Origin of the sequence: Haloarcula sp. CGMCC 1.6347 (genome assembly GCF_037078395.1) — an archaeon.
GTDB lineage: Archaea > Halobacteriota > Halobacteria > Halobacteriales > Haloarculaceae > Haloarcula > Haloarcula amylolytica.
The window spans coordinates 1,132,874-1,155,035 of sequence record NZ_JAYMGX010000001.1 but is presented as its reverse complement, the minus strand read 5'-3'; the positions used below and the strand labels follow the sequence as shown (position 1 = coordinate 1,155,035).

General features: G+C 64.2%; 20 protein-coding genes. 10 read left to right on the top strand and 10 right to left on the bottom strand.

All coding sequences use genetic code 11. The annotated features are described in order from the left end of the window. Positions 1-87: 87 nt before the first annotated feature. The 3 genes from VI340_RS06065 to VI340_RS06055 all read right to left on the bottom strand — a co-directional run bounded on the left by VI340_RS06065 (position 88) and on the right by VI340_RS06055 (position 3,750). Positions 88-873 (bottom strand): class I SAM-dependent methyltransferase, encoded by a 786-nt coding sequence (locus VI340_RS06065; RefSeq protein ID WP_336358011.1) that lies wholly within the window; start codon positions 871-873, stop codon positions 88-90. Positions 874-1,129: 256 nt separating this feature from the next. Then, positions 1,130-1,993, bottom strand: a complete 864-nt coding sequence (locus VI340_RS06060) for a 2-oxoacid:ferredoxin oxidoreductase subunit beta (RefSeq protein ID WP_008309410.1) — start codon at positions 1,991-1,993, stop codon at positions 1,130-1,132. Then, entirely contained in the window at positions 1,990-3,750 is a 1,761-nt protein-coding gene (locus tag VI340_RS06055; RefSeq protein ID WP_008309411.1) for a 2-oxoacid:acceptor oxidoreductase subunit alpha, read from the bottom strand. Before VI340_RS06055 ends, VI340_RS06060 begins: the two co-directional genes overlap by 4 nt. Positions 3,751-3,955: 205 nt before the next feature. On the opposite strand from VI340_RS06055, the gene VI340_RS06050 reads away from it, so the two are divergent. Next, positions 3,956-4,591, top strand: coding sequence for an FAD-dependent oxidoreductase (locus tag VI340_RS06050; protein ID WP_008309412.1), 636 nt, complete (start codon positions 3,956-3,958; stop codon positions 4,589-4,591). A 62-nt stretch (positions 4,592-4,653) separates the two neighbouring features. Here the strand turns inward: VI340_RS06050 and VI340_RS06045 are convergent, their stop codons facing one another. After that, positions 4,654-5,520, bottom strand: a complete 867-nt coding sequence (locus tag VI340_RS06045) for a universal stress protein (protein ID WP_336358010.1) — start codon at positions 5,518-5,520, stop codon at positions 4,654-4,656. A gap of 125 nt (positions 5,521-5,645) precedes the next feature. On the opposite strand from VI340_RS06045, the gene VI340_RS06040 reads away from it, so the two are divergent. Further along, on the top strand, positions 5,646-5,936 hold the full coding sequence (locus VI340_RS06040; RefSeq protein WP_004592932.1) for a transcriptional regulator: 291 nt from the start codon (positions 5,646-5,648) through the stop codon (positions 5,934-5,936). Between the two features lie 36 nt (positions 5,937-5,972). On the opposite strand, the gene VI340_RS06035 is transcribed toward VI340_RS06040, so the two are convergent. Next, positions 5,973-6,389 carry a Rieske (2Fe-2S) protein gene (locus VI340_RS06035; RefSeq protein WP_008309414.1) on the bottom strand — a complete coding sequence of 139 codons (417 nt, stop codon included), beginning with the start codon at positions 6,387-6,389 and terminating at the stop codon, positions 5,973-5,975. 217 nt (positions 6,390-6,606) lie between these two features. Here VI340_RS06035 and VI340_RS06030 point away from each other — a divergent pair, with 217 nt between their 5' ends. Continuing rightward, positions 6,607-7,665, top strand: a complete 1,059-nt coding sequence (locus VI340_RS06030) for a saccharopine dehydrogenase family protein (protein WP_336358009.1) — start codon at positions 6,607-6,609, stop codon at positions 7,663-7,665. A 259-nt stretch (positions 7,666-7,924) separates the two neighbouring features. After that, positions 7,925-9,226, top strand: a complete 1,302-nt coding sequence (locus tag VI340_RS06025) for an alpha-amylase domain-containing protein (RefSeq protein WP_008309416.1) — start codon at positions 7,925-7,927, stop codon at positions 9,224-9,226. Positions 9,227-9,301: 75 nt separating this feature from the next. On the opposite strand, the gene VI340_RS06020 is transcribed toward VI340_RS06025, so the two are convergent. From VI340_RS06020 to VI340_RS06000, 5 genes are all read right to left on the bottom strand, one after another. Continuing rightward, entirely contained in the window at positions 9,302-10,174 is an 873-nt protein-coding gene (locus VI340_RS06020) for an aminotransferase class IV (RefSeq protein WP_336358008.1), read from the bottom strand. Further along, positions 10,159-10,896: an anthranilate synthase component II gene (locus tag VI340_RS06015; RefSeq protein WP_336358007.1), complete on the bottom strand. Its 738-nt coding sequence runs from the start codon at positions 10,894-10,896 to the stop codon at positions 10,159-10,161. The genes VI340_RS06020 and VI340_RS06015 overlap by 16 nt, the downstream gene beginning before the upstream one ends. Beyond that, a complete protein-coding gene (gene pabB, locus VI340_RS06010; protein ID WP_336358006.1) occupies positions 10,893-12,362 on the bottom strand; it encodes an aminodeoxychorismate synthase, component I in 1,470 nt (489 codons plus the stop codon). Before pabB ends, VI340_RS06015 begins: the two co-directional genes overlap by 4 nt. 70 nt (positions 12,363-12,432) lie before the next feature. Continuing rightward, positions 12,433-13,050, bottom strand: a complete 618-nt coding sequence (locus tag VI340_RS06005) for a helix-hairpin-helix domain-containing protein (RefSeq protein WP_008309421.1) — start codon at positions 13,048-13,050, stop codon at positions 12,433-12,435. Between the two features lie 50 nt (positions 13,051-13,100). Further along, complete coding sequence (locus VI340_RS06000) at positions 13,101-13,898, bottom strand: shikimate dehydrogenase (protein ID WP_336358005.1); 798 nt, start codon at positions 13,896-13,898, stop codon at positions 13,101-13,103. Between the two features lie 137 nt (positions 13,899-14,035). Between VI340_RS06000 and VI340_RS05995 the strand changes: the two genes are divergently transcribed. The 6 genes from VI340_RS05995 (at position 14,036) to VI340_RS05970 (ending at position 22,159) form a co-directional block, all read left to right on the top strand. Then, positions 14,036-15,397: a sodium:calcium antiporter gene (locus VI340_RS05995; protein ID WP_336358187.1), complete on the top strand. Its 1,362-nt coding sequence runs from the start codon at positions 14,036-14,038 to the stop codon at positions 15,395-15,397. After that, positions 15,397-16,752 (top strand): D-aminoacyl-tRNA deacylase, encoded by a 1,356-nt coding sequence (locus VI340_RS05990; RefSeq protein ID WP_336358004.1) that lies wholly within the window; start codon positions 15,397-15,399, stop codon positions 16,750-16,752. The genes VI340_RS05995 and VI340_RS05990 overlap by 1 nt, the downstream gene beginning before the upstream one ends. A 103-nt stretch (positions 16,753-16,855) precedes the next feature. Continuing rightward, entirely contained in the window at positions 16,856-18,016 is a 1,161-nt protein-coding gene (ftsZ, locus tag VI340_RS05985; protein WP_336358003.1) for a cell division protein FtsZ, read from the top strand. Positions 18,017-18,144: 128 nt separating this feature from the next. Next, the gene (locus VI340_RS05980) at positions 18,145-19,383 is read left to right on the top strand and encodes an ABC transporter substrate-binding protein (RefSeq protein ID WP_336358002.1); all 1,239 of its coding nucleotides are present in this window, start codon (positions 18,145-18,147) and stop codon (positions 19,381-19,383) included. After that, positions 19,380-21,833 (top strand): methyl-accepting chemotaxis protein, encoded by a 2,454-nt coding sequence (locus VI340_RS05975; RefSeq protein ID WP_008309433.1) that lies wholly within the window; start codon positions 19,380-19,382, stop codon positions 21,831-21,833. Before VI340_RS05980 ends, VI340_RS05975 begins: the two co-directional genes overlap by 4 nt. Positions 21,834-21,979: 146 nt before the next feature. After that, entirely contained in the window at positions 21,980-22,159 is a 180-nt protein-coding gene (locus tag VI340_RS05970; RefSeq protein WP_004592944.1) for a protein translocase SEC61 complex subunit gamma, read from the top strand. Positions 22,160-22,162 lie beyond the last annotated feature (3 nt).

The following is a 22,162-nucleotide window of genomic DNA, read 5'->3' as shown; positions in this document are numbered from 1 at the left end:
GGATACCGGCATATGGGTCCGAACCCGATACTATTGTGTGTGTGAGTCAAGGCCACAGCACAGTCTGTGGTCGGGACACTGAGACCGCTACGCGGGCTTGTGAACGAGGTAGCAGTACTGCGTGAAACTAAAAAAGGTCTCCCCGCGGGCCGCCTGTTCTCGGAGGTCATCGGCCCAGGCCTGTGCCGCTGTTGGCCCGATAGCTTCGTGGTCGGCCGCGTAGTCCTCGATGAACGCCATGAGGTGGGCCGCGAAGGTGTCGTCGAGGCTGGTGTTGACGATGGCGTTCGGTTCGACCCGGTCAATCGTCAGTCCGGCCCCGCGGAGGTGCGGGGCGAGGCGGGAGCCCAGCCGCGGGTGCGGGCAGTGGTCGTCGAAGGCATCGAGAACGCGTGCCATTCGCTCGGGATTGGGGCTGCGCCACACCAGCGAAGAAAAGTCGGCGTCACAGACGACGGCAGACCCGCCGGGTCGGAGGACGCGGGCCAGTTCCGAAAGCGCTGAATCAACCGATTCGAGGTACTCAAACACCTGTACTGCGACGGCCGCGTCAACCGATCCATCGGCCACTGGGAGGTCATCGGCGTTTCCCTGTGCTAGAGTCACCTGCGGTAGCGGGGCACAGCGCGCTCGGGCGAGTTCGAGCATCGCCTTGCTCCGGTCGATACCGTGAACGTGTCCCGCATTGCCGACCGCCCAGCCGATCTCTGCCGGCTCAAAGCCCGGCCCACAGCCGATAGAGAGAACCTTGTCGCCTGGTTCGGGCGCGAACAGGTCCCGTACTCGCTCCCGTCGCGCCACGGCCGCCGGCGTGCTGTATATCGCTTCCTCTTGCCGGGCTTCCGCCTCGTCGTAGTCGAGTGTGCCGCCCATTTCCGTACACTGCCCATTCAGCTGTCATAAATAAAACCATTCGGTAGCGTTGCACTCGACTCAACTCGGCCCTGGGATTTACTACTGAGAAACCGTCACTGTTACCGGTTCAAATAGAACCACCAGTATACGGCGGCCGCAGGCCGCCGTTTCACGACTTCGCGGCGCGCCGCGAAGTCGCCTTTTTAGCGTAGATTTTTGGGCGGGGGTTGAGCGCTCGCCAGTGGCGAGCGCGAACCCCCCGTCGAAAAAGGTACTAGTAGAACTCGCGGACGAGATCCATCGCGCCCTCGGGCGCGCCGTCGGGGATCTCGGCCATCGAGCCTTCGACGCCTTCGCGTTCCTCGAAGGGGACGGAGTCCTCGTCCTGGTAGAGGACGCCCATGTACTCCTTGTCGCTTTCGAGGATCTTGTCCTTGGCCTGGTCGCGGTCCGCGGGGTCGTGGTCGGTGTCGTCGAGGTCCACGATGGCGTCGCGGAAGTAGTCGTAGGTGTCGACGTCGTTGAACGTCACACACGGCGAGTAGACGTTGACGAAGCCGAAGCCGTCGTGCTCGACGGCCTGCTTGACGATCTCGGCGTGACGCTGTGCGTTCGAGGAGAACGACTGCGCGATGAACGTGGCACCAGAGGCCAGCGCCAGCGCCTTCGGGTTGACCGGCGGCTGGTTTGGACCGTCGGGCGAGGTGGATGTCTCGAAGTCCTCTCGCGAGGTCGGCGAGGCCTGCCCCTTGGTCAGCCCGTAGATTCGGTTGTCCATCACGACGTAGCTCATGTCGACGTTCCGGCGGACGGCGTGGATGAAGTGGCCGGCACCGATGGAGTACCCGTCACCGTCGCCGCCCGAGACCATCACTTCGAGGTCCGGGTTGGCCATCTTCACGCCGATGCCCACCGGCAGGGCGCGGCCGTGGACGCCGTGAAGCGCGTAGCTGTGCATGTACGTCCCGATTTTGCCGGAACAACCGATACCGGCGACGATGAAGGTGTTGTCGGGGTCGTTACCCGTCTCTGCCAGCGCCTTCATCATGCCGTTCATCGTCCCGAAGTCACCGCAGCCGGGACACCAGGTCGGTTGCTTGTCGGATTTGAAGTCTGTGAAGCGAACGTCGGAACTCATTGTGTTGCCTCCGCGGGTGTGTCAAGCGTTTGCTTGATCTCTGTCGCCAGTTCGTCTGCCTTGAACCGCACGCCGTTGTACTTGTTGATGCGCTGAACCCGTTCGAGAACGTCATGTTCGATGACGTCCGCGAACTGGCCGGTGGCGTTACACTCGACGACGATGACGTCCTCTGCGGCTTCGATCTCTTCGGAGAGGTCCGGCCGCGGGAAGATGTACGGCACCGAGAGGAACCGCACGTCGTAGCCGTCCTCCTCCAGCAGTGTCAGCCCCTCGCGCAGAGCCCCCTCGTTGGAGCCCCAGGAGATGACGAGGGTGTCGGCGTCGGGGTCGCCGAACTCGCGGTAGTCGAAGTCTTCCTGCTCGCGGGCGGTCTCGACTTTCCGCTGGCGCTTGTCGACCTGTTCGATGCGCACGTCCGTGTCCTCGGTCCGGCGACCGAGTTCGTCGTGTTCGAGGCCGGTCGTCATGTGCGCGCCGTCGGTCGTGCCGGGGAACGCACGCGGCGAAACCCCGTCGGCGGCCGCGAAGTGGGCCTGGAAACGGCCCTTCTCGTCCAGCCAGGTGTCGATCTCGTCCTCGTCGACGACCTTCCCGCGGTCGATCTCGACCTCGTCCATGTCGAAGGTGTCGGGCGAGAACGTCTGTTCCGTCACGGCCATCGCGAGGTCCGAAACGAGGAACACCGGTGTCTGGTACTTCTCGGCGAGGTTGAACGCCTCGACGGTCTTCCAGAAGCACTCCGAGACGGTCGTCGGCGCGACGACGAAGCGCGGAATCTCGCCGTGGCCGCCGTACAGCGTCATGTTGAGGTCGCCCTGTTCCTGCTTGGTCGGCATCCCGGTCGAGGGACCGGAACGCATCACGTCACAGATGACCAGCGGCGTCTCGCTGGTGGCGACAAGCCCGAACGTCTCGGTCATCAGGTCGATACCCGGACCGGACGTAGCGGTCATGGCTCGGGCACCGGCGCGGGCCGCACCGAGGGCCATGTTGATGGCGGAGAGTTCGTCCTCGGCCTGGACGACCTTGCCGCCGAACTGGTCGACGCGGCCGGTCATGTACTCCATCACGTCCGTCGCCGGTGTGATGGGGTAGCCGGAGTAGAAGCGACAGCCGGCGGCGATAGCGCCCATGCCGATGGCCTCGTCGCCGTTGAGGAGCACGTAGTCCTCGTCGGTGGTCTCCATGTCGTAGTCGAACTCGCCGTACTCCTCCTGGACGTAGTGTTGTCCCTTCCGGGCGGCTTCCTTGTTGTTCTCGACGATGGCCTCGCCCTTGTCGCCGAAGCGCTTTTCGAGGCTTTCGTCGAGGTTCTCGATGGGGAAGCCGGTGACCTCACACGCCGCACCGAGGGCGACGACGTTGAGCATGATGGCCCCACCCGCGTCCTCGGCGAGTCGTTTCAGCGGTACTTCGAGTGCCGTCGCGTCGCCGGGCACTTCCACGTCCTGCATCGTCGAGCGCTCGCCGTCGTAGATGATGACGGAATCCTCGTGGAGTTCGTCCTCGTTCTCGTGGATGGTGCGCTCGGTGAGTGCGATCAGGATGTCCAGGCGGTCGACGACACTCTCAACCCGGTCGACTGACGTCCGTACCTTGTAGGCAGTGTACCCGCCGCGGATGCGGGAGGCGAAGTCCTTTGAGGTGAAGACGTGTCGACCAGCCCGGGAGAGTGCCTGCGCGAAAATCTTCCCGGTGGAGTCGATTCCATCGCCGGCTTCGCCGCCGATGGCCCAGTTCAGGTCCTCTGGCATTATATCCCTCGGGTAGCCAGCGTGGCAGGAAAAGCCTTCCGTAACCGCCCGCGCGCGCACTACTCGGTTTCGAGTGAATTCCGCCGTAGTTTCGAGTGAAAACCGGCATAATAACCCGTCTGTGGGAAAGAACCGGCAATTAACACCGAATAACGTGACACTCCGCGACCGTAACCCCCTTGCCCAGTCACGGTCACTTGCCGGTATGGATGAACGAGTCCTCGACGTGGTTGCCGTCCGAGACGTCGGACCAGACACCGTGGCGATTGACTTCGAGACGCCGGACGCCTTCGACGCACAGCCGGGTCAGTTCGTCAAGCTGACGCTGACCGTTGACGGGGAAGACATCTCGCGGTTCTACACCATCTCCTCACCGACGGTCGAGGAGGCGTTCGAGATTACTGTCGGTATCGACCCCGACGGCGAGTTGGCACCACAACTCGGCGCGCTCGAAGCGGGCGACGGCGTCCGCATCGCCGGCCCGTTCGGTTCGGATTACTACGAGGGCGAGAGCCGCGTCGTCGTGCTCGCCGGCGGTCCCGGGGTCGGCCCGGCGGTCGGGATCGCCGAGCGTGCGCTGGACGACGGCAACGAGGCCGCAGTCGTGTACCAGGACGACGCGCCGATCCACGAGGACCGACTGGACGCGCTCGCCAAGGCCGGGGCGCTCGTCTCGGTCATCGACGACGACGAGCCCCTGACTGAGCCGGTCGCCGAGGCCGTCGAGGACGGCGGTCAAGTGTTCATCTACGGCTTCGCGGACTTCCTCGAGGCCGCCGCGGAAGCGCTCGAGGCCGCCGGCGTCAGCACTGACGACGCGAAGGTCGAGAACTTCGGATAGGTCGGTCGAGGGCCGTGTCGCCGGGCGGTCCTGACTTCACCGATGGATAACCGAGAGCGATGTTAGCTTTCATCACCAGCGTCCGGCGCTCGAACAGTCATCACCGGCACCGGCGAGGTTCGGACCAGTTTCTCCGCGACGCTGCCCAGCAGGTAGCGGTCGATACCAGTGCGACCGTGAGTCCCGATGACCACGAGGTCGGCACCAGCCTCCTCGATGGCGTCGAGGATGGCCCGATACGGGACACCGTGCGTGATAGCTGTCTCGACGGTCTCGACTCCCATCCCGGAGAGCCGATCAGATGCATCCCCGACGGCATCCGTCGCGACAGACTCCAGTTCGTCGATGATAACGCTCGATCCGACATCGATGCCGAGTGATCGCGTATCCACGACCGAGACGAGATGGACGGTGGCATCGGTCGCGCTTGCGAGCGTGCCCGTCGGTTCGATAGCTGCCTCCGCACCGCTACTGCCGTCGGTTGGGAGCAGAATGTCGTCGAACGAGACGGTTCCCGGCTCCGCGTCGGCTTTGACCGAGAGGACCGGTACGTCGGCGAGGCGGACGACCTTCTCGGTAACGCTGCCGAGGAGGAAGCGCCGGACACCGGTGCGGCCGTGGGTCCCCATGACGATGAGGTCGATATCGGTCTCGTCGCCGTAGTCGAGAACCGCGTCGTGGACGACTCCCTCGCGGACCGCGGCGGTGACGGACAGGCCTTCGGTGTCGACGTGGTCGGCCTGGGACTCGACGAAGGCTTCTGCTGGGGAGTCGCCGTCGTAGTCCCAGTCGTCCGTGGGGCCGTGTTCGTCGACGACCGAGAGGACGTGGACGGCTGCATCGTGAGTGCTGGCGAGCGTCGCGGCGACCTCGAACGCGCGCTCGGAACCGGGGCTTCCGTCGGTCGGAACGAGGATTCTGTCGAACATTGGGTGTCGCTATTCACCGCCGTCGGTGATAAAGTATCGTGGCTGGGACAGGAACGTGGGAGAGCACCACTGCGTCGCAGTGAGTCCAGAACAAAACCTATAACAATCGGATGCCAACATCCCCCATGCGCGAGGCAAGTCGGACGACGCGCCAGCGCATCGCTGACCAACTACGCGACGAAGCGATGGCCGCCGGGACAATCGCGAACGAGTTCGAAATACAGACCAGCGACGCGCTCACGCACGTAGAGCATATTTCGAAATCCCTGGAATCGACCGACGAACAGCTCCTCGTCGCGCCGCCGGAGTGCGAGGAGTGCGGCTTCACGGACTTCGACGACCTGACAAACCGACCGAGCCGGTGTCCGGAGTGTAAATGCGAAGCGGTCTCGGAGCCGGCGTACCGGATCAGCTAACCGGTACGGAGTCCCGGAGAAGCCGATTCCAGCCGCTCAGTTCCCCGAGAAGCCGATGCGACCGCGCGAAGAGAGGTCGTGGTCGCCGGACGGCCCCTGGTTTTCGAACTCGTAGCGCTCGTCGGTCAGGTAGACGACGCCGTCCTCGGTGGTAATCGAAACTTCCTCCAGAACCGCTCCCTCGCAAGGGCCGTAGTTGCACAACCCCGAATCGGATTCGAACGTCGCCCCGTGTTTCTCACACACCAGTTCCCCATTCCGAACAGTCGCCCCACTGCCTTTGTCGAGTCGGACGTCTGTCCAGTGTGGACAGTAGTTCTCGAACGCGACGACCGCGTCGGACAACTCGACGATAATCGCCTCCTTCGTGTCGAAGCCGTCGCGAACAGTGAACAGAAAGGTTCCGTCAGCGGGCACCTCGTCCAGCGCGACGATACGGCTGTCCTCGTCCATACTACGCATCCGTACGGACGTAAGCCGTTTCAAACCGCCGATCCCGGCGAGTAACCGCGTGAAGCGCCACGGGCTACTCAGACGGAAACGGCACCGAGCAGTAAGAAGCGAGGCCAGAGCGCGGCCAAGGCTCTCGTGAAGTGAGCGGCCAGCGGTCACCGGCCAGGCTGTCGATTCAGTGTCAACTGTTATCGGGGGACGCTGCGAACGCGACGCCATGGGAGATGTCGTCATTTACGGCTCGTACGGCTACACCGGCAACCTCATCGCACAGGCGGCCATCGACCGGGGGTTAGAGCCCGTACTGGCCGGCCGGAACCGGGACGAACTCTCGACGCAGGCGATCAAACTCGGCTGTGAGTCCGAAGTCGTCGGGCTGGATGAACCCAAAGTGCTCGACATGCTGCTCGACGACGCCGACGCCGTCGTCCACTGCGCCGGCCCGTTCAGCCGGACGTGGGAGCCGATGGTCGAGGCCTGCCTGCGAACCGGGACGCACTACCTGGACATCACCGGGGAGCTCGACGTGTTTGAGGCCATCCACGAGCGGGACAGCGAAGCACGGGAGGCCGGGATCATGCTCCTGCCTGGTGTCGGTTTCGACGTGGTCCCGACGGACTGCCTCGCTGCACACCTCGCCGACCGGCTGCCCGACGCCGACACGCTGGCGCTGGCGTTTCACGCGGAGATGGGCGTCTCGAAGGGAACCGCGAAGACGATGGTCGAACACATCGACGCAGGCGGGGCGGTGCGCCGCGACGGCCGCATAGAGCGAGTGACCGTCGGGAGCGAATCGCGCGAGATAGACTTCGGCTGGGGACACGATGGTATGAACACCGTCTCGATCCCGTGGGGCGACGTGTCGACGGCGTACCACACCACCGGCATACCGAACGTGACCGTGTACATGTCGATGCCCCCGTCGGCGGCCCGACAGCAGCGGTTTGCGGGGCTGTTCGCGCCCGTACTCGGTCTCCCGCCGGTGAAAGCCGCGCTCAAGTGGGTCATCGAGCAGACGACCGAGGGACCCGACGCTGAAGAGCGCGCAAGTGTGCCCAGTTTCGTCTGGGGCGAAGCCAGAACTGACGACGGCGACCGCGTCGAGTCCCGACTGCGAGGGCCACACACCTACGACCTCACGGCGGCGACGGCGGTCGAAATCACCGAGCGGGTCTTGAGCGGTGACGCACCCGACGGGTTCCAGACGCCCGCCGGCGCGTACGGTCCCGACCTGATTCTCGCTGTCGACGGTGTCGAACGCGAAGACGTGGTGTGAACGGACTACTTCGAGGTTGGTGAGAAAGTCGGGTATCTATCACAAATAAAATAGGAACGTAGAAGTGTGTCTTTCGGGAGCCGGAAACGCGGTAGAAATAGTGACTTAGTCCCCGTATAATCTCCGTATTACTGTTCAGGTATGCTCTATTTCTGACACATAATAAATCTCATATACCAACTATTTATTATGATGTAGAATCTCATCATCTTTTGCGGAAAAGCATGGTAGATAACATGAAACATACTTTCGAGAGCAGATGAACCGAACCCGAATTACCGGCAGTAAGCAGGCGTCTCGGCGAACCGTTCTGAAAGGACTCGGAGCGCTCGGTGCCGCAGTATTCGGCACCGCCACATCGGTCGGCAGTAGCGCGGCTGTCGGCGATAGCGCGGTGTACCAGTACTACCACACAGACTGGACAGAAATCACAGCGACGCTAGAAACAGTCGCACAACAGGGCTACGACACGATTCAGGTCCCACCGGCCCAGCGGAGCCGCCTCGACCGGAGCCACCAAAACGGCGTCACCGACCCGCCACTGGGCTATCAGCCCGTCGACCTGACGGATTTCAACAGCGTGTTCGGCACAGAGGCCGAGTACGAGGCGATGGTTCAGGAGGCCCACAATCAGGGCCTCGACGTCGTCGCCGACGCGGTCATCAACCACATGGCCGCAAACGACGACTTCCGGGGCGCACCGGGCATTACGTTCGAGGATCTCCCTCGATTCAGCGAACGCGATTTCCACCCGCAAGACGGCATTAACTACGACGACCCCGAGTCGGTCGAGGACGATTGGCTCGTCGGGCTGAAGGACCTGAAACAGGAGTCCGAGTACGTCCGCGGCGAGTTACAGACCTACGTCCAGAAGTACGCGGACCTCGGCGTCGACGGCATTCGCTGGGACGCCGCCAAACACGTCCCCGAGTCGTTTTTCGCTGACTACGCGAACCAGTGGGCCGACGACCTCGATCTCTGGACAGTGGGTGAGGTGCTCGACGGCGATATCGGCGTCTGCCAGGGGTACGCCGATACGGGGATGTCCGTCACCGACTACCCGCTCTATTACACGATGAAAGAGGAGGCGTTCCACAGCGACGGCGATATGCAGGCGCTCGACGGCGCCGGCATGGTGAATCAGTCGCCGTTCCAGGCGTTTACCTTCGTCTCGAACCACGACAGCGGGCCGCCGGACTACGAGAAACTCGCATACGCCTACATCCTCACGTACGAGGGGTATCCACGCGTGTACAGCAACCGTATCAGCGTCGACGACGACGATATCCGGAACCTCCTCTGGATCCGGAACAACCTCGCGAGCGGCGGCTCACAGACCCGCCACGTCGACCAGGACCTGTACGTCTACGAACGAGAGGGGAACCTCCTCGTCGGCCTGAACCGTGCGAGCGGCCAGCGGAGCAAGTGGGTCCCCACAAGCTGGACGAACCAGACACTCAACGATTACAGCGGCAACGCGGGCAATATCTCGACCAACGGCGATAGTTGGGTCCAGATCACCGTTCCCGCGACAAGTTGGGTCTGCTACGCACCCGAGTAGACCGCGGACGCGGACACCAGTCAGCTGGCACGCCAGCGACCAGCGCTGGCTCGCTTTCCACTACCTTCAGCGCGATCAGTAGTACCGCTCCTCGATTCGCTCGTCGAACAGCCGCTGAAGGAGCTTCGTCATTGGCCCGCTCCCCACGGAGATACCGTCGACGGTCGCGATGGGGCGGATCTCCCACGTCGAGTTTGTGAGAAACGCCTCGTCGGCGTCACGCAGGGCATCGAGCGAGTAGTGACCGGTCTCGACGGGGAACTCCTCGCCGCGAGCGATGTCCATTACCACGTCGCGGGTGACCCCCGGCAGCAGGTCGAGGTCCGTACTCGGCGTCCGGAGGCCGTTGTCCGTGACGAAAAAGAGGTTGCTCGTCGCCCCTTCTGCAAGGTTCCCGTCCGTGTCCCGGATGAGACACTCGTCGGCTGGTTCACCGCCAGCGGCGGCTTTCCAGAGTTCGAGCCGACCGAGAATCCCGTTGAGGTAGTTGTGGGTCTTCGCGTCTGCCGGGACCGCCTCGCTCGGAATCCGCCGGGTCCGGACCGTCTGCACCGACGCCGGCTCGTCCCAGACGCGCTCGCCGTCGAGCCCGCCCCGCGGAAGTCCCTTGCAGATGACGACGACCGTCGGGTCAACATCGCTCCCCGGCGTGAGCTTCCCGGGCTGGACGCCCCGTGTGACCGACAGCCGGACGTACGCCTCGTCGAGGTCGTTGGCCGCGAGCGTCTCGTCGACGCGCTCACGGAGGTCATCGGGCACGGCGTCGGCGAACCCGAGCGTCTCGGCCGTCCGGTGGAGGCGGTCGCGGTGGGCCTCCCACTTGAACGGGTCGCCGCCGTATGCCCGGAGCGTCTCGAACGCCGCGTCGCCGTACATGAACCCGCGGTCGCGCACCGACACCGTCGCCTCGTCTTCGGGGACGAGCGCCCCGTCTACGTGGTATTGCATAGCAGGCAGAAGTTCTCGATCATGGTCTTGCCGTGGTCGGTCAGAATACTCTCGGGATGGAACTGGACGCCGATGTGCGGGCGGTTGCTGTGGCGGACGCCCATGACGACCTGGGACTCGTCCGTGCCGTCGGCGGTGGCAGGTTCGGACGAGTCTGGCGTCGCAGCGGTGTTCGTGGAGCCGTCTTCGTTGACGGTGTACGCCGTCTCGATCAATACGTCGGGGAGGTTCTCGCGGTCGACCGCTAGCGAGTGGTAGCGGCCGACTTCGAACGGGTCCGGAATGTCTTCGAACACGCCGGTGCCGTCGTGGGTAACCGACGAGGACTTGCCGTGGACGACCGCCTCGGCGTGGCCGACGGGTGCGCCGTTGGCCGCACACAGCGCCTGATGGCCGAGACAGACCCCCAGCGTCGGATATTCCAGTTCCTCGAATATCGGTATCGAGACGCCCGCCTCCTCGGGCGTCCCCGGCCCCGGCGAGACGACGATGCCGTCGGGGTCCAGTTCGCGGATATCCTCGACGTCGATGGCGTCGTTGCGCCGGACGACCACGTCGTCCTCGGTTCCGCCGAGTCGGATGACAACTTCGCCGACGTACTGGACGAGGTTGTACGCGAACGAGTCGTAGTTGTCGACGACCAATACGGTCGGAGCGAGGGCATTCGTTCCCGATCCATTCCCACTGTTGTCCCCGCTGCCACCGCTACGATGACCGCTCATTGCTGGTCCTCCATCGCTAGGTCGACACGTCTCCCCAGCGCCTCGTCGACGGCGTTGACGAGCGCGCGGCCCTTGTCCAGTGTCTCCTGATACTCGCTGTCAGGGTCCGAATCGTGGACCACCCCGGCACCGACGCGGAGGTGGTACTCCTCGGCGTACCGGACCAGGGTCCTGATGACGATGTTCAGTGTCGCCCGGCCGTCGAAACCGAACAGGCCGATAGAGCCGGTGTACGGCCCCCGTCGCGTGGCCTCCACCTCGTCGATGATCTCCATCGTCCGGGGTTTGGGCGCGCCGGTGATGGTGCCGCCGGGGAACACCGCGGCGATAGCGTCCTGCAGAGACGCGCCGTCGCGGAGTCGGCCCTCGACGACCGAGACGAGGTGCATCACCTCTGAATAGCGGTCGATGCGCCGGTAGTCCGACACCTCGACGCTCCCGAATTTGCTCACTTTCCCGAGGTCGTTTCGCTCCAGGTCGACCAGCATGGCGTGTTCGGCCCGCTCCTTCGCGTCGTCGAGCAGGTCCGCCTCCAGTCGGTCGTCGGCCTCGGGTGTTTCACCCCGCGGGCGGGTGCCGGCGATGGGTTCGGTTTCGATCCGGTCGCCGTCGCGGCGCAAGAGGAGTTCCGGGCTCGCGCTAACGAGGTCGACACCGGGGAACTCGAGCAGGGCGGAGTACGGTGCCGGGTTCACAGTTCGAAGTGCGTCGAAGGCCTCGACCGGATGGACCGCGGCGGGTGCGCGGAGGCGCTGTGAGACGTTCGCCTGGAACGTGTCGCCCTCGCGGATGTACTGCTTGACCGTCCGGACCCGCTCGGCGAACTCCTCGCGCGTGCAGTCGCTCTCGAACGTGGCTTCGTCGGCCTCGACCGGCGGGGCCTCGACGGCGGGGTCGCCCTGTTCGGCCGCCCGAGCAAGGTCCAGCGCGTGTTGCTTCCCGAACTCGTAGGCCAGTTCTGGCGTCTCGAAGTCGCCGACCCGCGGGCAGGCCGTCACGCGCAGCGTCACCGACTCACCGCGGGGCTCCTCCCAGGCGGCGAAGCGGTCGTAACGAGCCACCTGCAGGTTCGGGAGCGCGCGGTCGGCGTCGGCGCTGTCGGGCAGTGACTCCAGTTCCCGCGCCACGTCGTAGGAGAACCACCCGACGGCCCCGCAGGGATACGGCACGTCGCAGTCACCGCGGACCAGTCGCTCGCCGTCGAGGAACTCGGTCAGCGCGGCGAGAGTCCCGCCTTCCCTCGGATCGACCTCGCGGAAATCCGCCGGGGCCGTCCCGAAGTAGCCCCACCCCGACTGGCCGCCGGTGGTCGCCAGATACACGCCGCCGGTCTCGTCGCGTGCCCGGCGATAGGCGAGAAACGGGTCATCAACGTCCACGCGAACCTCGACAGGGACGCGTGCCTCCGGGGGCGCGTCGGCTGCGAGGTCGGTGAACGCAGTCCGGTCGGTTTCGACCGATTGCATTACCGAACGAAAACAGTGCGGCGACTAATTCCCTTGCGGTTCGGCGCACAGAGATGGGGCGTAAACGCTCTCAGAACTCTTCGGCCCGCTCGACCCAGCCCGAAACGCGGCTCTCTGAGAGGTCCGTGTCCGCGGCGATGTCTGCTGCATCCCCGCTGGCCAGTTCGCCCACCGTCTCGATACCGATCTCGGCGAGTCGGTCGGCGTAGGCGGGGCCGATGCCCTTGATATCCGTAACGGGCGCAGTGCTTCCATCATCGTCGGCCTCAGCCGATTCTTCGTCGGATTCGGCTGGCTCCTCATCAGCCTCGGTCGAGTCCTCACTAGCGGTGGCCGCCGAATCGCTGTCCTCGTCGTCGCCCGCCGTTTCTGGTTCGGCCTTTGTGGTAGAGTCATCAGTCGCAGATGCCGATTCGTCGTCGGTCGCAGTCGGTGACGCCGCGGTCTCCGACTCGTCCGTCTGAACGGACGTCGTACTCCCGTCCCCTGATTCGGCACCAGCCCCGTCCGCGGTATCGGATGTGTGGGTCTCGGTAGTCGTCGCGGTGTTCGTCCCCTTCACAGCGTCTTCGTCTTCAGTAGAGGGCTCTCGCTCGACGGTCACGTCCACGTCGCGATTGGTTCCCGACGCGGATGACCCAGTCCCGTCAAGCCCGAGGGCGGATTTCAATTTCTGAAGCAGACCCATACATGAACGTATTTATCCCCCACACAAATCTCTTGCTGGTGACCGCTCCGCTACAGGTGTTCGCGCAACTGGTCGTTCATCCGGTCCACGGGCGCGTCTTCGCCAGTCCAGCGTTCAAACGCTTCGACCCCCTGATACAGGAGCATCCACGCGCCGTCGACTGTCGTCGCGCCCGCGGCCGCCGCGTCCTGTAACAGACGGGTCTCGATTGGCGTGTACACCGCATCGAGCACCGCGATGTCGCTGTGCAGCGCATCGGCGGGGACCGGCGTCTCGTCTTCCTCCATGCCCACGCTGGTGCAGTTGACGAGGATGTCGGCGTCCGCGAGCAGGTCGGGGAGCGAGTCGAGGCCGTGGCCGGTTGCGGCCGGGACCTCGTCGGCGAGCGCGTCTGCTTTCGATTCGGTGCGGTTGGCGACTCGCACCGACAGCCCCTCGTCGGCGAGGCCGAATGCGACAGCCCGGCCCGCGCCGCCGGCCCCGACGACGACAGCCGTGCCGGACATCGACACGTCGTGGTGGGCCAGCGCCCGGACCGCCCCAACCGCGTCGGTGTTGTAGCCCGTCGGCGTGTCGCCGCTGAAATCGACGGTGTTGACCGCGCCGATGCGCTCGGCGAGCGGCGCGGGGTCGACGGCGTCTAGCACGTCCTGCTTGAACGGGATAGTGACGTTGAGGCCGTCGACGCCGAGCGCCTCCGCCGCTCCGATGGCTTCGGCACCGGCGTCAACCGACGGTTCGAACGTGACGTAGCGCGCGTCAAGTCCCAGTGCCTCGTAACCCGCCTCGTGCATCGGCGGCGACAGCGAGTGCCCGACCGGGTTTCCGATGAGTCCGTAAACGTCCATACCAACGCCAGCGTCCCCCGGTGGTATGAACGCCACGCTCTCCCGCGAGTGGTCAGGGTACTCAGCCGGCCCTTTCGCAAGCTTTTCAGCCGGACCCGGCTACGTTTGGGCTAGTGAGTAGCCTTCGTCACCCGCTGGTGCAGGTCGCAGTGACAGTCTCTCTGACTGTCGGCTGGATCTATCTGTTCGTCACTGGTACCGAAGTCGGGAACGTGACGACCGTCGCCGTCAGCGGGATCGCCGTCCTCGGGGCGTCGTTCCTCCTGGCCTGGGGTGCTGAAACGGCCGAGAAAGACGTGCCGCGGTCGTTCGCTATCGCCGTCCTCGCCGTTCTCGCCGTCGCCCCCGAGTACGCCGTCGACGCGCTGTACGCCTGGAACGCCGGGGCGGGTGGCGCGACGACGGAGGCCTGTAGCCAGCTCTCCGCACAGGCTATCGAGGCCAGCGAGACATCGCTGGCCAGGGCCTGTCACGACGCGAACCTGGCTATCGCCAACATGACCGGCGCGAACCGCATCCTCATCGGCATCGGCTGGGCGGGCATCGCCGTGTTCACGGTCTGGCGGGCCGCGAAAACGCGGGACCCCGCAGTCACGAAGCGCGACGGGTTCCTGCGAGACGCCGTCCAACTGGACACCGACATCGCGACCGAGATATCCTTCCTCTTTCTGGCGACGATGTGGGCGTTTCTCGTCCCCCTCGGCGGCGGTATCGGTATCTTCGATACGCTGTTTCTGGTCGGTCTCTACGTCGCCTACATCGGCCTCGTCCTCAAGTCCGACATCGAACACAGCGAGCACACCGTCGGCGTGCCGAAGTACTTCCAGGAGTGGTCGCTGCCCTGGCGACCGCTTGCCGTTCTGGCGCTGTTTGGTTACTCCGGAGCGATGATTTTCACGGCCGTCGAGCCCTTCGCGCACGGCCTCGAAGAAATCGGGGTCGCGAACGGCATCCCCGAGTTCTTCATGATCCAGTGGGTCGCCCCGCTGGCCAGCGAGTCGCCCGAACTCATCGTCGTCGCCGTGCTGGTCAACAAGGCCCGGTCGACGGCCGGGTTCAACGCCCTCATCTCCTCGAAGCTCAATCAGTGGACGCTGCTCATCGGGACTATCGCGGTGGTGTACTCCATCGCACTGGGCGGGTACGGCGTCCTGCCGTTCGACGCCAGACAGGGCGCGGAGATCTGGATTACGGCGGCCCAGTCCTTCTTCGCGCTCGCTATCCTGGTCAACTTCGAGATCAGTATCCGCGAAGCGGTCGGGCTGTTTGCGCTGTTCATTTCGCAGGTGATTCTGGAGTTCGCCATCATCAGGGACCTCCTCGCCCTGCCGATATCGAGTCACGACCTCCTGCTGGCGTACACAGGGCTGTACGTCGCTGTCGGGGTCGGACTGTTCGTCCAGCGCCGCGAGGCGCTGAAACACCTGTTCGGGCTGGCCGGTGACGCAGTCCGGTCCGCGATGGGTCGTGAGCCGATCCATCCTGAGAACGCTGACTGATGCTCGGAATCGTTGTTTCACACGCTGACGTGGCGTCGACCCATATCGGCGAGCACCTGCGCTCCCTGCGAGAGTGGGAGACCAGCGTCGACGAGACGCGCTCCGATGCCGAGGGCGGCGGAACGGTCTACCGAACAGACAGCGTCGAACTCCGCGAGTTCGAGGCGTTACATCTGGACATCGAAAACGTCGCGGCGGCGTTCGACGACCCGGACCTGCTGGTGTTCGCCTCGAAACACGCCGGCGAGACCGACGAACTCCTGACGGCTCACCACACCGGGAACTTCGGCGTCGCGGAGTTCGGCGGCGAGGACGGCCAGTTCGCGCGCGCCTGTCCCGGTGCGCACGAGGCCGTGGTTTCGGCGCTCCAGCGCCACGCCCCGCCGGACTACGAGGTCGGCATGGAGTGTACCCACCACGGTCCGACGGAGGTCGGTGTGCCGTCGATGTTCGTCGAGGTCGGCAGCGCGGAGCCACAGTGGGCGGACCCCGACGCCGCCGAGGCCGCCGCCAGAGCGATACTGGACCTCGCCGAGGAACCGGCCGACAAGCCGCGGGAGAACGGGACACGGCGCCACCTCCTCGGCGTCGGCGGCGGCCACTACGCCCCGCGGTTCGAGCGGGTCGTCCGCGAGACGGACTGGGCGGTCGGCCACATCGCCGCCAACTGGTCCTTGGACGCGCTGGCAGAGTGGGCCGACAGCGACGCGGAGCGCGACGCCGTTCTCGAACGCGCTTTGGCGGCCAGTGCGGCCGACTACGCCCTCATGGAGGGTGACCGGCCGGACCTCCAGGCAGCGATCGAGTCGCTGGGCTACCGCGTCGTCAGCGAGACGTTCGTTCGGGAGACGACCGGTGTCGACCTAGGCTTCGTCGAGTCGCTGGAAGACGCTATCAGACCGGTCGACGATGGTCTCAGGTTCGGAGAGCTTGCGTCCGGGTACGACGGGGAATGGACCGTAATCGACCTCCCGAACGAACTCATCTCGGACGTGCGCGGTGTCGATAGCGAGGCACTGCGTGAGACTATCGAACGCCAGTCCATCGCGTACGCGACCGAGCAAAACGGGACTGTCCTCACCGGACCGATTGTCTGTCCGGCAACGACAGGCTTAGAAGCGATCATCGACCCGCTCGTCGAAATTCTCGAACGGCGCTTCGACAGCGTCGAGCGAAACGCGGACGAACTGGTCGCCCGGGAGACGGCGTTCGACCCGGACCTCGCACGAACGGCCGGTATCCCCGAAGGCCCGAAGTTCGGGAAACTCGCCTCGGGCGAGTCAGTCGAGATAGACGGGGAAGAGATCGACCCGGAGCGGTTCCAGCGCGAGCGTATACGTCGATATACGCTGTGAACACTGGCGCGTCAGCCGGTAAAACTAGGACTCAACACGTCAGACGTGCGTCAGACGTAGGGGGAAAACTAATAACTGTTCGTCTGCAAGGGGGTTTTAAATTATGGATTCGATAATTGACGACGCTATCGACGAGGCAGAACAAGACGGGGAGGACGCGGCTGGCGGAACTGTCGACGAAACGACATCGTCGCCGTCCCAGGACATGTCCACGTCCGGGACGATGTCCGACGAGGAACTGGCAAGCGTCGTCAAGGACCTCGAAACGAAGATCACTGTCGTCGGCTGTGGCGGTGCCGGCGGGAACACGGTCACCCGGATGATGGAGGAGGGCATCCACGGGGCCAAGCTCGTCGCCGCAAACACCGACGCACAGCACCTCGCCGACGAGGTGGCCGCCGACACCAAGATCCTCATCGGCCGCAAGCGCACCGGCGGCCGCGGTGCGGGTTCGGTCCCGAAAATCGGCGAGGAGGCCGCCCAGGAGGACATCGAGGACATCCAGCAGTCTATCGACGGCTCGGACATGGTGTTCGTCACCGCAGGTCTCGGCGGCGGGACCGGGACGGGTGCGGCCCCGGTCGTCGCACAGGCCGCCCAGGAAGCCGGCGCACTCACCATCTCTATCGTGACGATTCCCTTTACTGCGGAGGGTGAGCGCCGCCGTGCCAACGCCGACGCCGGCCTCGAACGGCTCCGCTCGGTTTCGGATACGGTCATCGTCGTACCGAACGACCGGCTGCTGGACTACGCCCCCAGCATGCCGCTGCAGGACGCGTTCAAGATCTGTGACCGCGTGCTGATGCGCTCGGTCAAGGGCATGACCGAACTGATCACCAAGCCCGGCCTCGTCAACGTGGACTTCGCCGACGTTCGGACCATCATGGAGAACGGCGGCGTCGCGATGATCGGCCTCGGCGAATCCGACTCCGAGAACAAGGCCCAAGACTCCATCCGCTCGGCGCTCCGCTCGCCGCTACTTGACGTGGAGTTCGACGGTGCGAACTCCGCGCTCGTCAACGTCGTCGGCGGCCCCGACATGAGCATCGAGGAAGCCGAGGGCGTCGTCGAGGAGATCTACGACCGCATCGACCCCGACGCTCGCATCATCTGGGGCGCGTCGGTCAACAACGATTTCGAGGGCAAGATGGAGACGATGATCGTCGTCACCGGCGTCGAGAGCCCACAGATCTACGGCCAGAGCGAGGCCGAACAGGAGAAGGCCGCCCAGCAACTCGGTGAAGACATCGACTACGTCGACTGAACTGCCTCGTCGTCTCAGTTTTCTGACTCTCCCTAGCTGCCAGTAAATGAATTTATCTCCACACGTTTGCTATCATAAATGATACTCTCGCCGAAAAGCGTTTATCCGGAAATTCTAACTCTCTTCGCATGTACTCAGATTCGAGGCGTAATGTTCTCAAAAAGTGTCTGACCGTTGGGAGCTTGGGACTCTCATCCGGTTGTCTCGGTTCTCTGAGCGGAGGCGGTGACACTGTTCAGTTTGGTGCACTCCTCCCACTCAGTGGTGCGCTCGCCCCACTCGGACAACACGGCAAGCGCATGGTCGAGCAGGCAGCAAGCGACGTCAACGCCGCCGGTGGTATCGGCGGTAACGACGTCGAAGTGACCATTCTTGATACCGAGGCGAACGCCGAAACCGCGGTAGAGCAGTACGGATCACTCGTCGACCGTGGTGTCATCGGCTTCGTCGGCGGCCTCGTCAGTGATGCGTCGCTCGCTCTCGCTCCGGAAGCAGCCAGCGACGAAATCATGGAGGTCAGCCCCGCCAGTACTGCCCCGCAGCTATCGACTGCCGGCCGAGCCAACGGGCGGAAATACTTCGGTCGAACGGTGCCGAGTGACGGGACGCAAGCGGTGGTGATGGCGAAGGCCGTCGACGACCCGCTGTACATCGATGCGGACTCCGTCGCGTTACTGAGCATCGACAACTCGTTCGGTGCCGGACTGGCCGAAGTGCAGCGCGACGTACTCGACGCCGAGGTCGTCGCCGATATTCGGTATGACCCGTCGTCGGAATCGTTCGACGACACGCTCGCAGACGTGTTCCAGAACGACCCTGATGCCGTCAGCTTCACCAGTGTCTCCGGTCAGGAGCGCGGTATCCTTGATGCGTACAGCCAGTCGGAGTACGACGTTCCATGGGTGTTGTCTGCAGGGATGTTCGGTAGTGACCTCCCGTCGTATTACGAAGGGTTCTACAGCGCGTCGCTGTCCTCTGCGCGAACGCAAGCGTACTTCGAGCTCGTCCGCCGACTCTCGGACATCGATGATCCCCGAGCGTACTCGGTCAACGCGTACGACGCGCTGTTTTTGATGGCGTGTGCCGCCGAACAGGCCGGCGAAAGCAGCGGTCCGGCAATCGCCGAGACCATTCAGTCAGTCTCCGGCGGGTCTGGGCACACTGTCTCTGTCGGCGATTTCGGTCGCGTTCGGTCACTCACTGAAGCAGGCCGGGCAGTGAATTACCAGGGCGCATCCGGAAGCGTCGACCTGACGGCTGACCTCGAACCGCTGAGTTCGTACCTGATCGAGCGGGTCACTAACGGGGCGGTCGAGTCGCTGGAGCTATTGCAACCGCAGTTCTTCAAATCGGGAGGGAACCGATGAGTTCGCTCCCGAGCCGGCTGGTTCAGGCGACGGAGCGTGCGCTCCCTGACGTCATTCGGCGTCGGTACGCGGCGAAGTTCGGCGTCCTGTTGCTCGGCGTGGTCGTCTTACTTGCACTCGGTGGGGCAGCCATCAACCTCGAAACGGGGGCGCTGGTCGAGTCACAGACAGAGGATCAAATCCGCGGTGTCGCGGAGTCCCAATCGAGTTCCGTCTCAACTTGGGTCTCGAACAAGCAGTCGACAGCGTCGTTCCTCGCGGCGTCTATCGGTGACCGGTCCGAGTCCACCTCGGACAGAGAACACCAGCGGTGGCTCGAACAGAAGCTCATTGGGTTACCGGGAGACGTCCGGGCGCTTCATTACGTCGACGCCGCTGACGGCACAGTCACCGCCAGCACCGACGACGAACTGAACGGCGTCGCACTGAGCGACGTCGACGATCCGTGGACCGACGCGAGTGGCGCAGTCGTCTCGTCGGGACCGACGGGCACGTCCGAAGCGTACAAGAGCAGTAACGAATCGGTTATCGCGTTCGTCCAACCACTGGCCGGGAGCGACGAATACGTCGTGCTGACGGCGTCGCTCGAGGCGCGCTCTCACGAGTTCACGTCACCGTTTGCGACCGGCGACGTGAAGGTCGTCGGGTCGAACGGACAGATCATTCTCGACAACCGGAAGAGTTCTATTCTCGAAGAGTACGCAGCGACCGGGGACGCGACCGACACGAGTGTCGAAGCAGCACTGAACGGCGAGACCGGCTACAAGTCCGTCTCCGCCAGAACGGGCATGGAAGACGGCCAGTACGTGATGGCGTACACGCCGGTCACCGGCACTGAGTGGGCGTTGCTGTATCACGTCCCGCAGGACCGCGCGTTCGCCCTGCAGTCGGCTGTCTCCGAGAACATCGCGCTCCTCCTGGCGCTTGCCGTGGGGGCACTGTTCGTCGTCGGCGTGACAATCGGGCGTGGAACCGCGAACGCGCTCTCCCGCGTGGCCGAAAGCGCCGAGGACATCGCCGCCGGTGAGATCAACAGCACCCTCCCCGAGACCACGCGCGTCGACGAGATGGGGCAACTGTACGACTCATTCGCGTCGATGCAGGCGTACCTGACAACCGCCGCGAATCAGGCCGACGCGCTCGCTGACAAGCGGTTCGACGACCCGGCGCTCGACGAGAGCATCCCCGGTGAGTTCGGTGCGGCGCTGGAGGAGATGGGCGAGGACATCCAGACGTTGATTACCGACGTCGAAGCCGCTAGAGACGAGGCGGAGGCGGCGAAAGAAGACGCCGAGGCGATGGCGTCCGCCCTCGAAGCGAAGGCGGCCGAGTTCAGCGACGTGATGGACAAGTCGGCGGCCGGAGACCTCACCCAGCGGATGGCCACCGACAGCGACTACGACGCGATGGTCGACATCGCGGAGAGCTTCAACGAGATGATCACGGAGCTCGAACGGACGGTCAACCGCATCGAAGGGTTCGCCGGAACCGTCGACAGTTCGACGGAGACGATCTCCGCGAGCGCACAGGAAGTGCGGTCGGCCAGCGAGTCGGTGAGCGAGTCGGTGCAACAGATCGCCGAAGGCGCTGACGAGCAAAACCGGAACATCCAGCAGGTGAGCGACGAGATGACCGACCTCTCGGCGACCGTCGAGGAAATCACCTCGTCCACCGACGAAGTCGCGTCGAAGTCACAACAGGCCGTCAACGACGGCGAGTCCGGCCGCGAATACGCTGAGCAAGCCGCCGCCGAAATCGAAGCGCTCGAACGGAAGTCCACCGAGGCTATCGAACAGGTGGAGTCCCTCGCTGAGGAGATGGAGCGCATCGGCGAAGTCACGACGCTCATCGACGAAATCGCGGAGCAGACGAACATGCTCGCGCTCAACGCGAACATCGAAGCCGCTCGGGCCGGTGAGGCGGGCGAAGGGTTCGCCGTCGTGGCCCGCGAGATCAAGACGCTCGCCGAGGAGACGCAGGAAGCAACGACCGATATCGAGTCGATGATCGACGACATTCGGTCCCGGACCGACACCACTGTCGAGGACATGCAGGAGATGGGTGAGAGCGTCGACACCGGGAAGAAAACGGTCGAAAACGCGACGGACTCGCTGACCAGTATCGTCCAGCAGGTCAACGAGGCAAACGACGGCGTCCAGGCTATCAGCGACGCGACCGACGAGCAGGCGGCTTCGATGGAAGAGGTCGTCTCGATGGCCGAGGAAGTCGGCTCGATCAGCGAGGAGACGTCCGCCGAGGCCGAGAACGTCGCCGCGTCCGCCGAGGAACAGACGGCGTCGATCACGGAGGTCACCGAGAAGATACAGTCGCTCTCCAGTCAGGCGACAGACCTCAAGGAGCTCATCGACCAGTTCGAAACCGGCGATGCCGGTGACGGCAGTGAACTGGGAGCACACGGATCGGACGGGACTGCGTTGACCGACGACTAACCGACGAGTTCGGAACGCCCGTTTCGGCCATCGCTTCGCTCTGTCGACTACTTTTTTCGACGGTGTACCCAAAGCGCTCTGTGAGAGGTGCGGACTCGTCGCCGCGCACCACAATATAGAAAAGCCACCAGTGGGTACGACCCGCTATGGACGTTCCATACGATCTCACCTCCTACATCCGCGTACTCAAACTGGCGAGTACGCCGTCGTGGGAGGAGTTCTCCCAGATCGCGAAAATCGCCGGCGCGGGCATCGCGCTGGTCGGACTGCTCGGGTTCATCATCTTCGCCGTGATGACCTTCATCCCTGGCAGCAAGCCGGTGTAAACC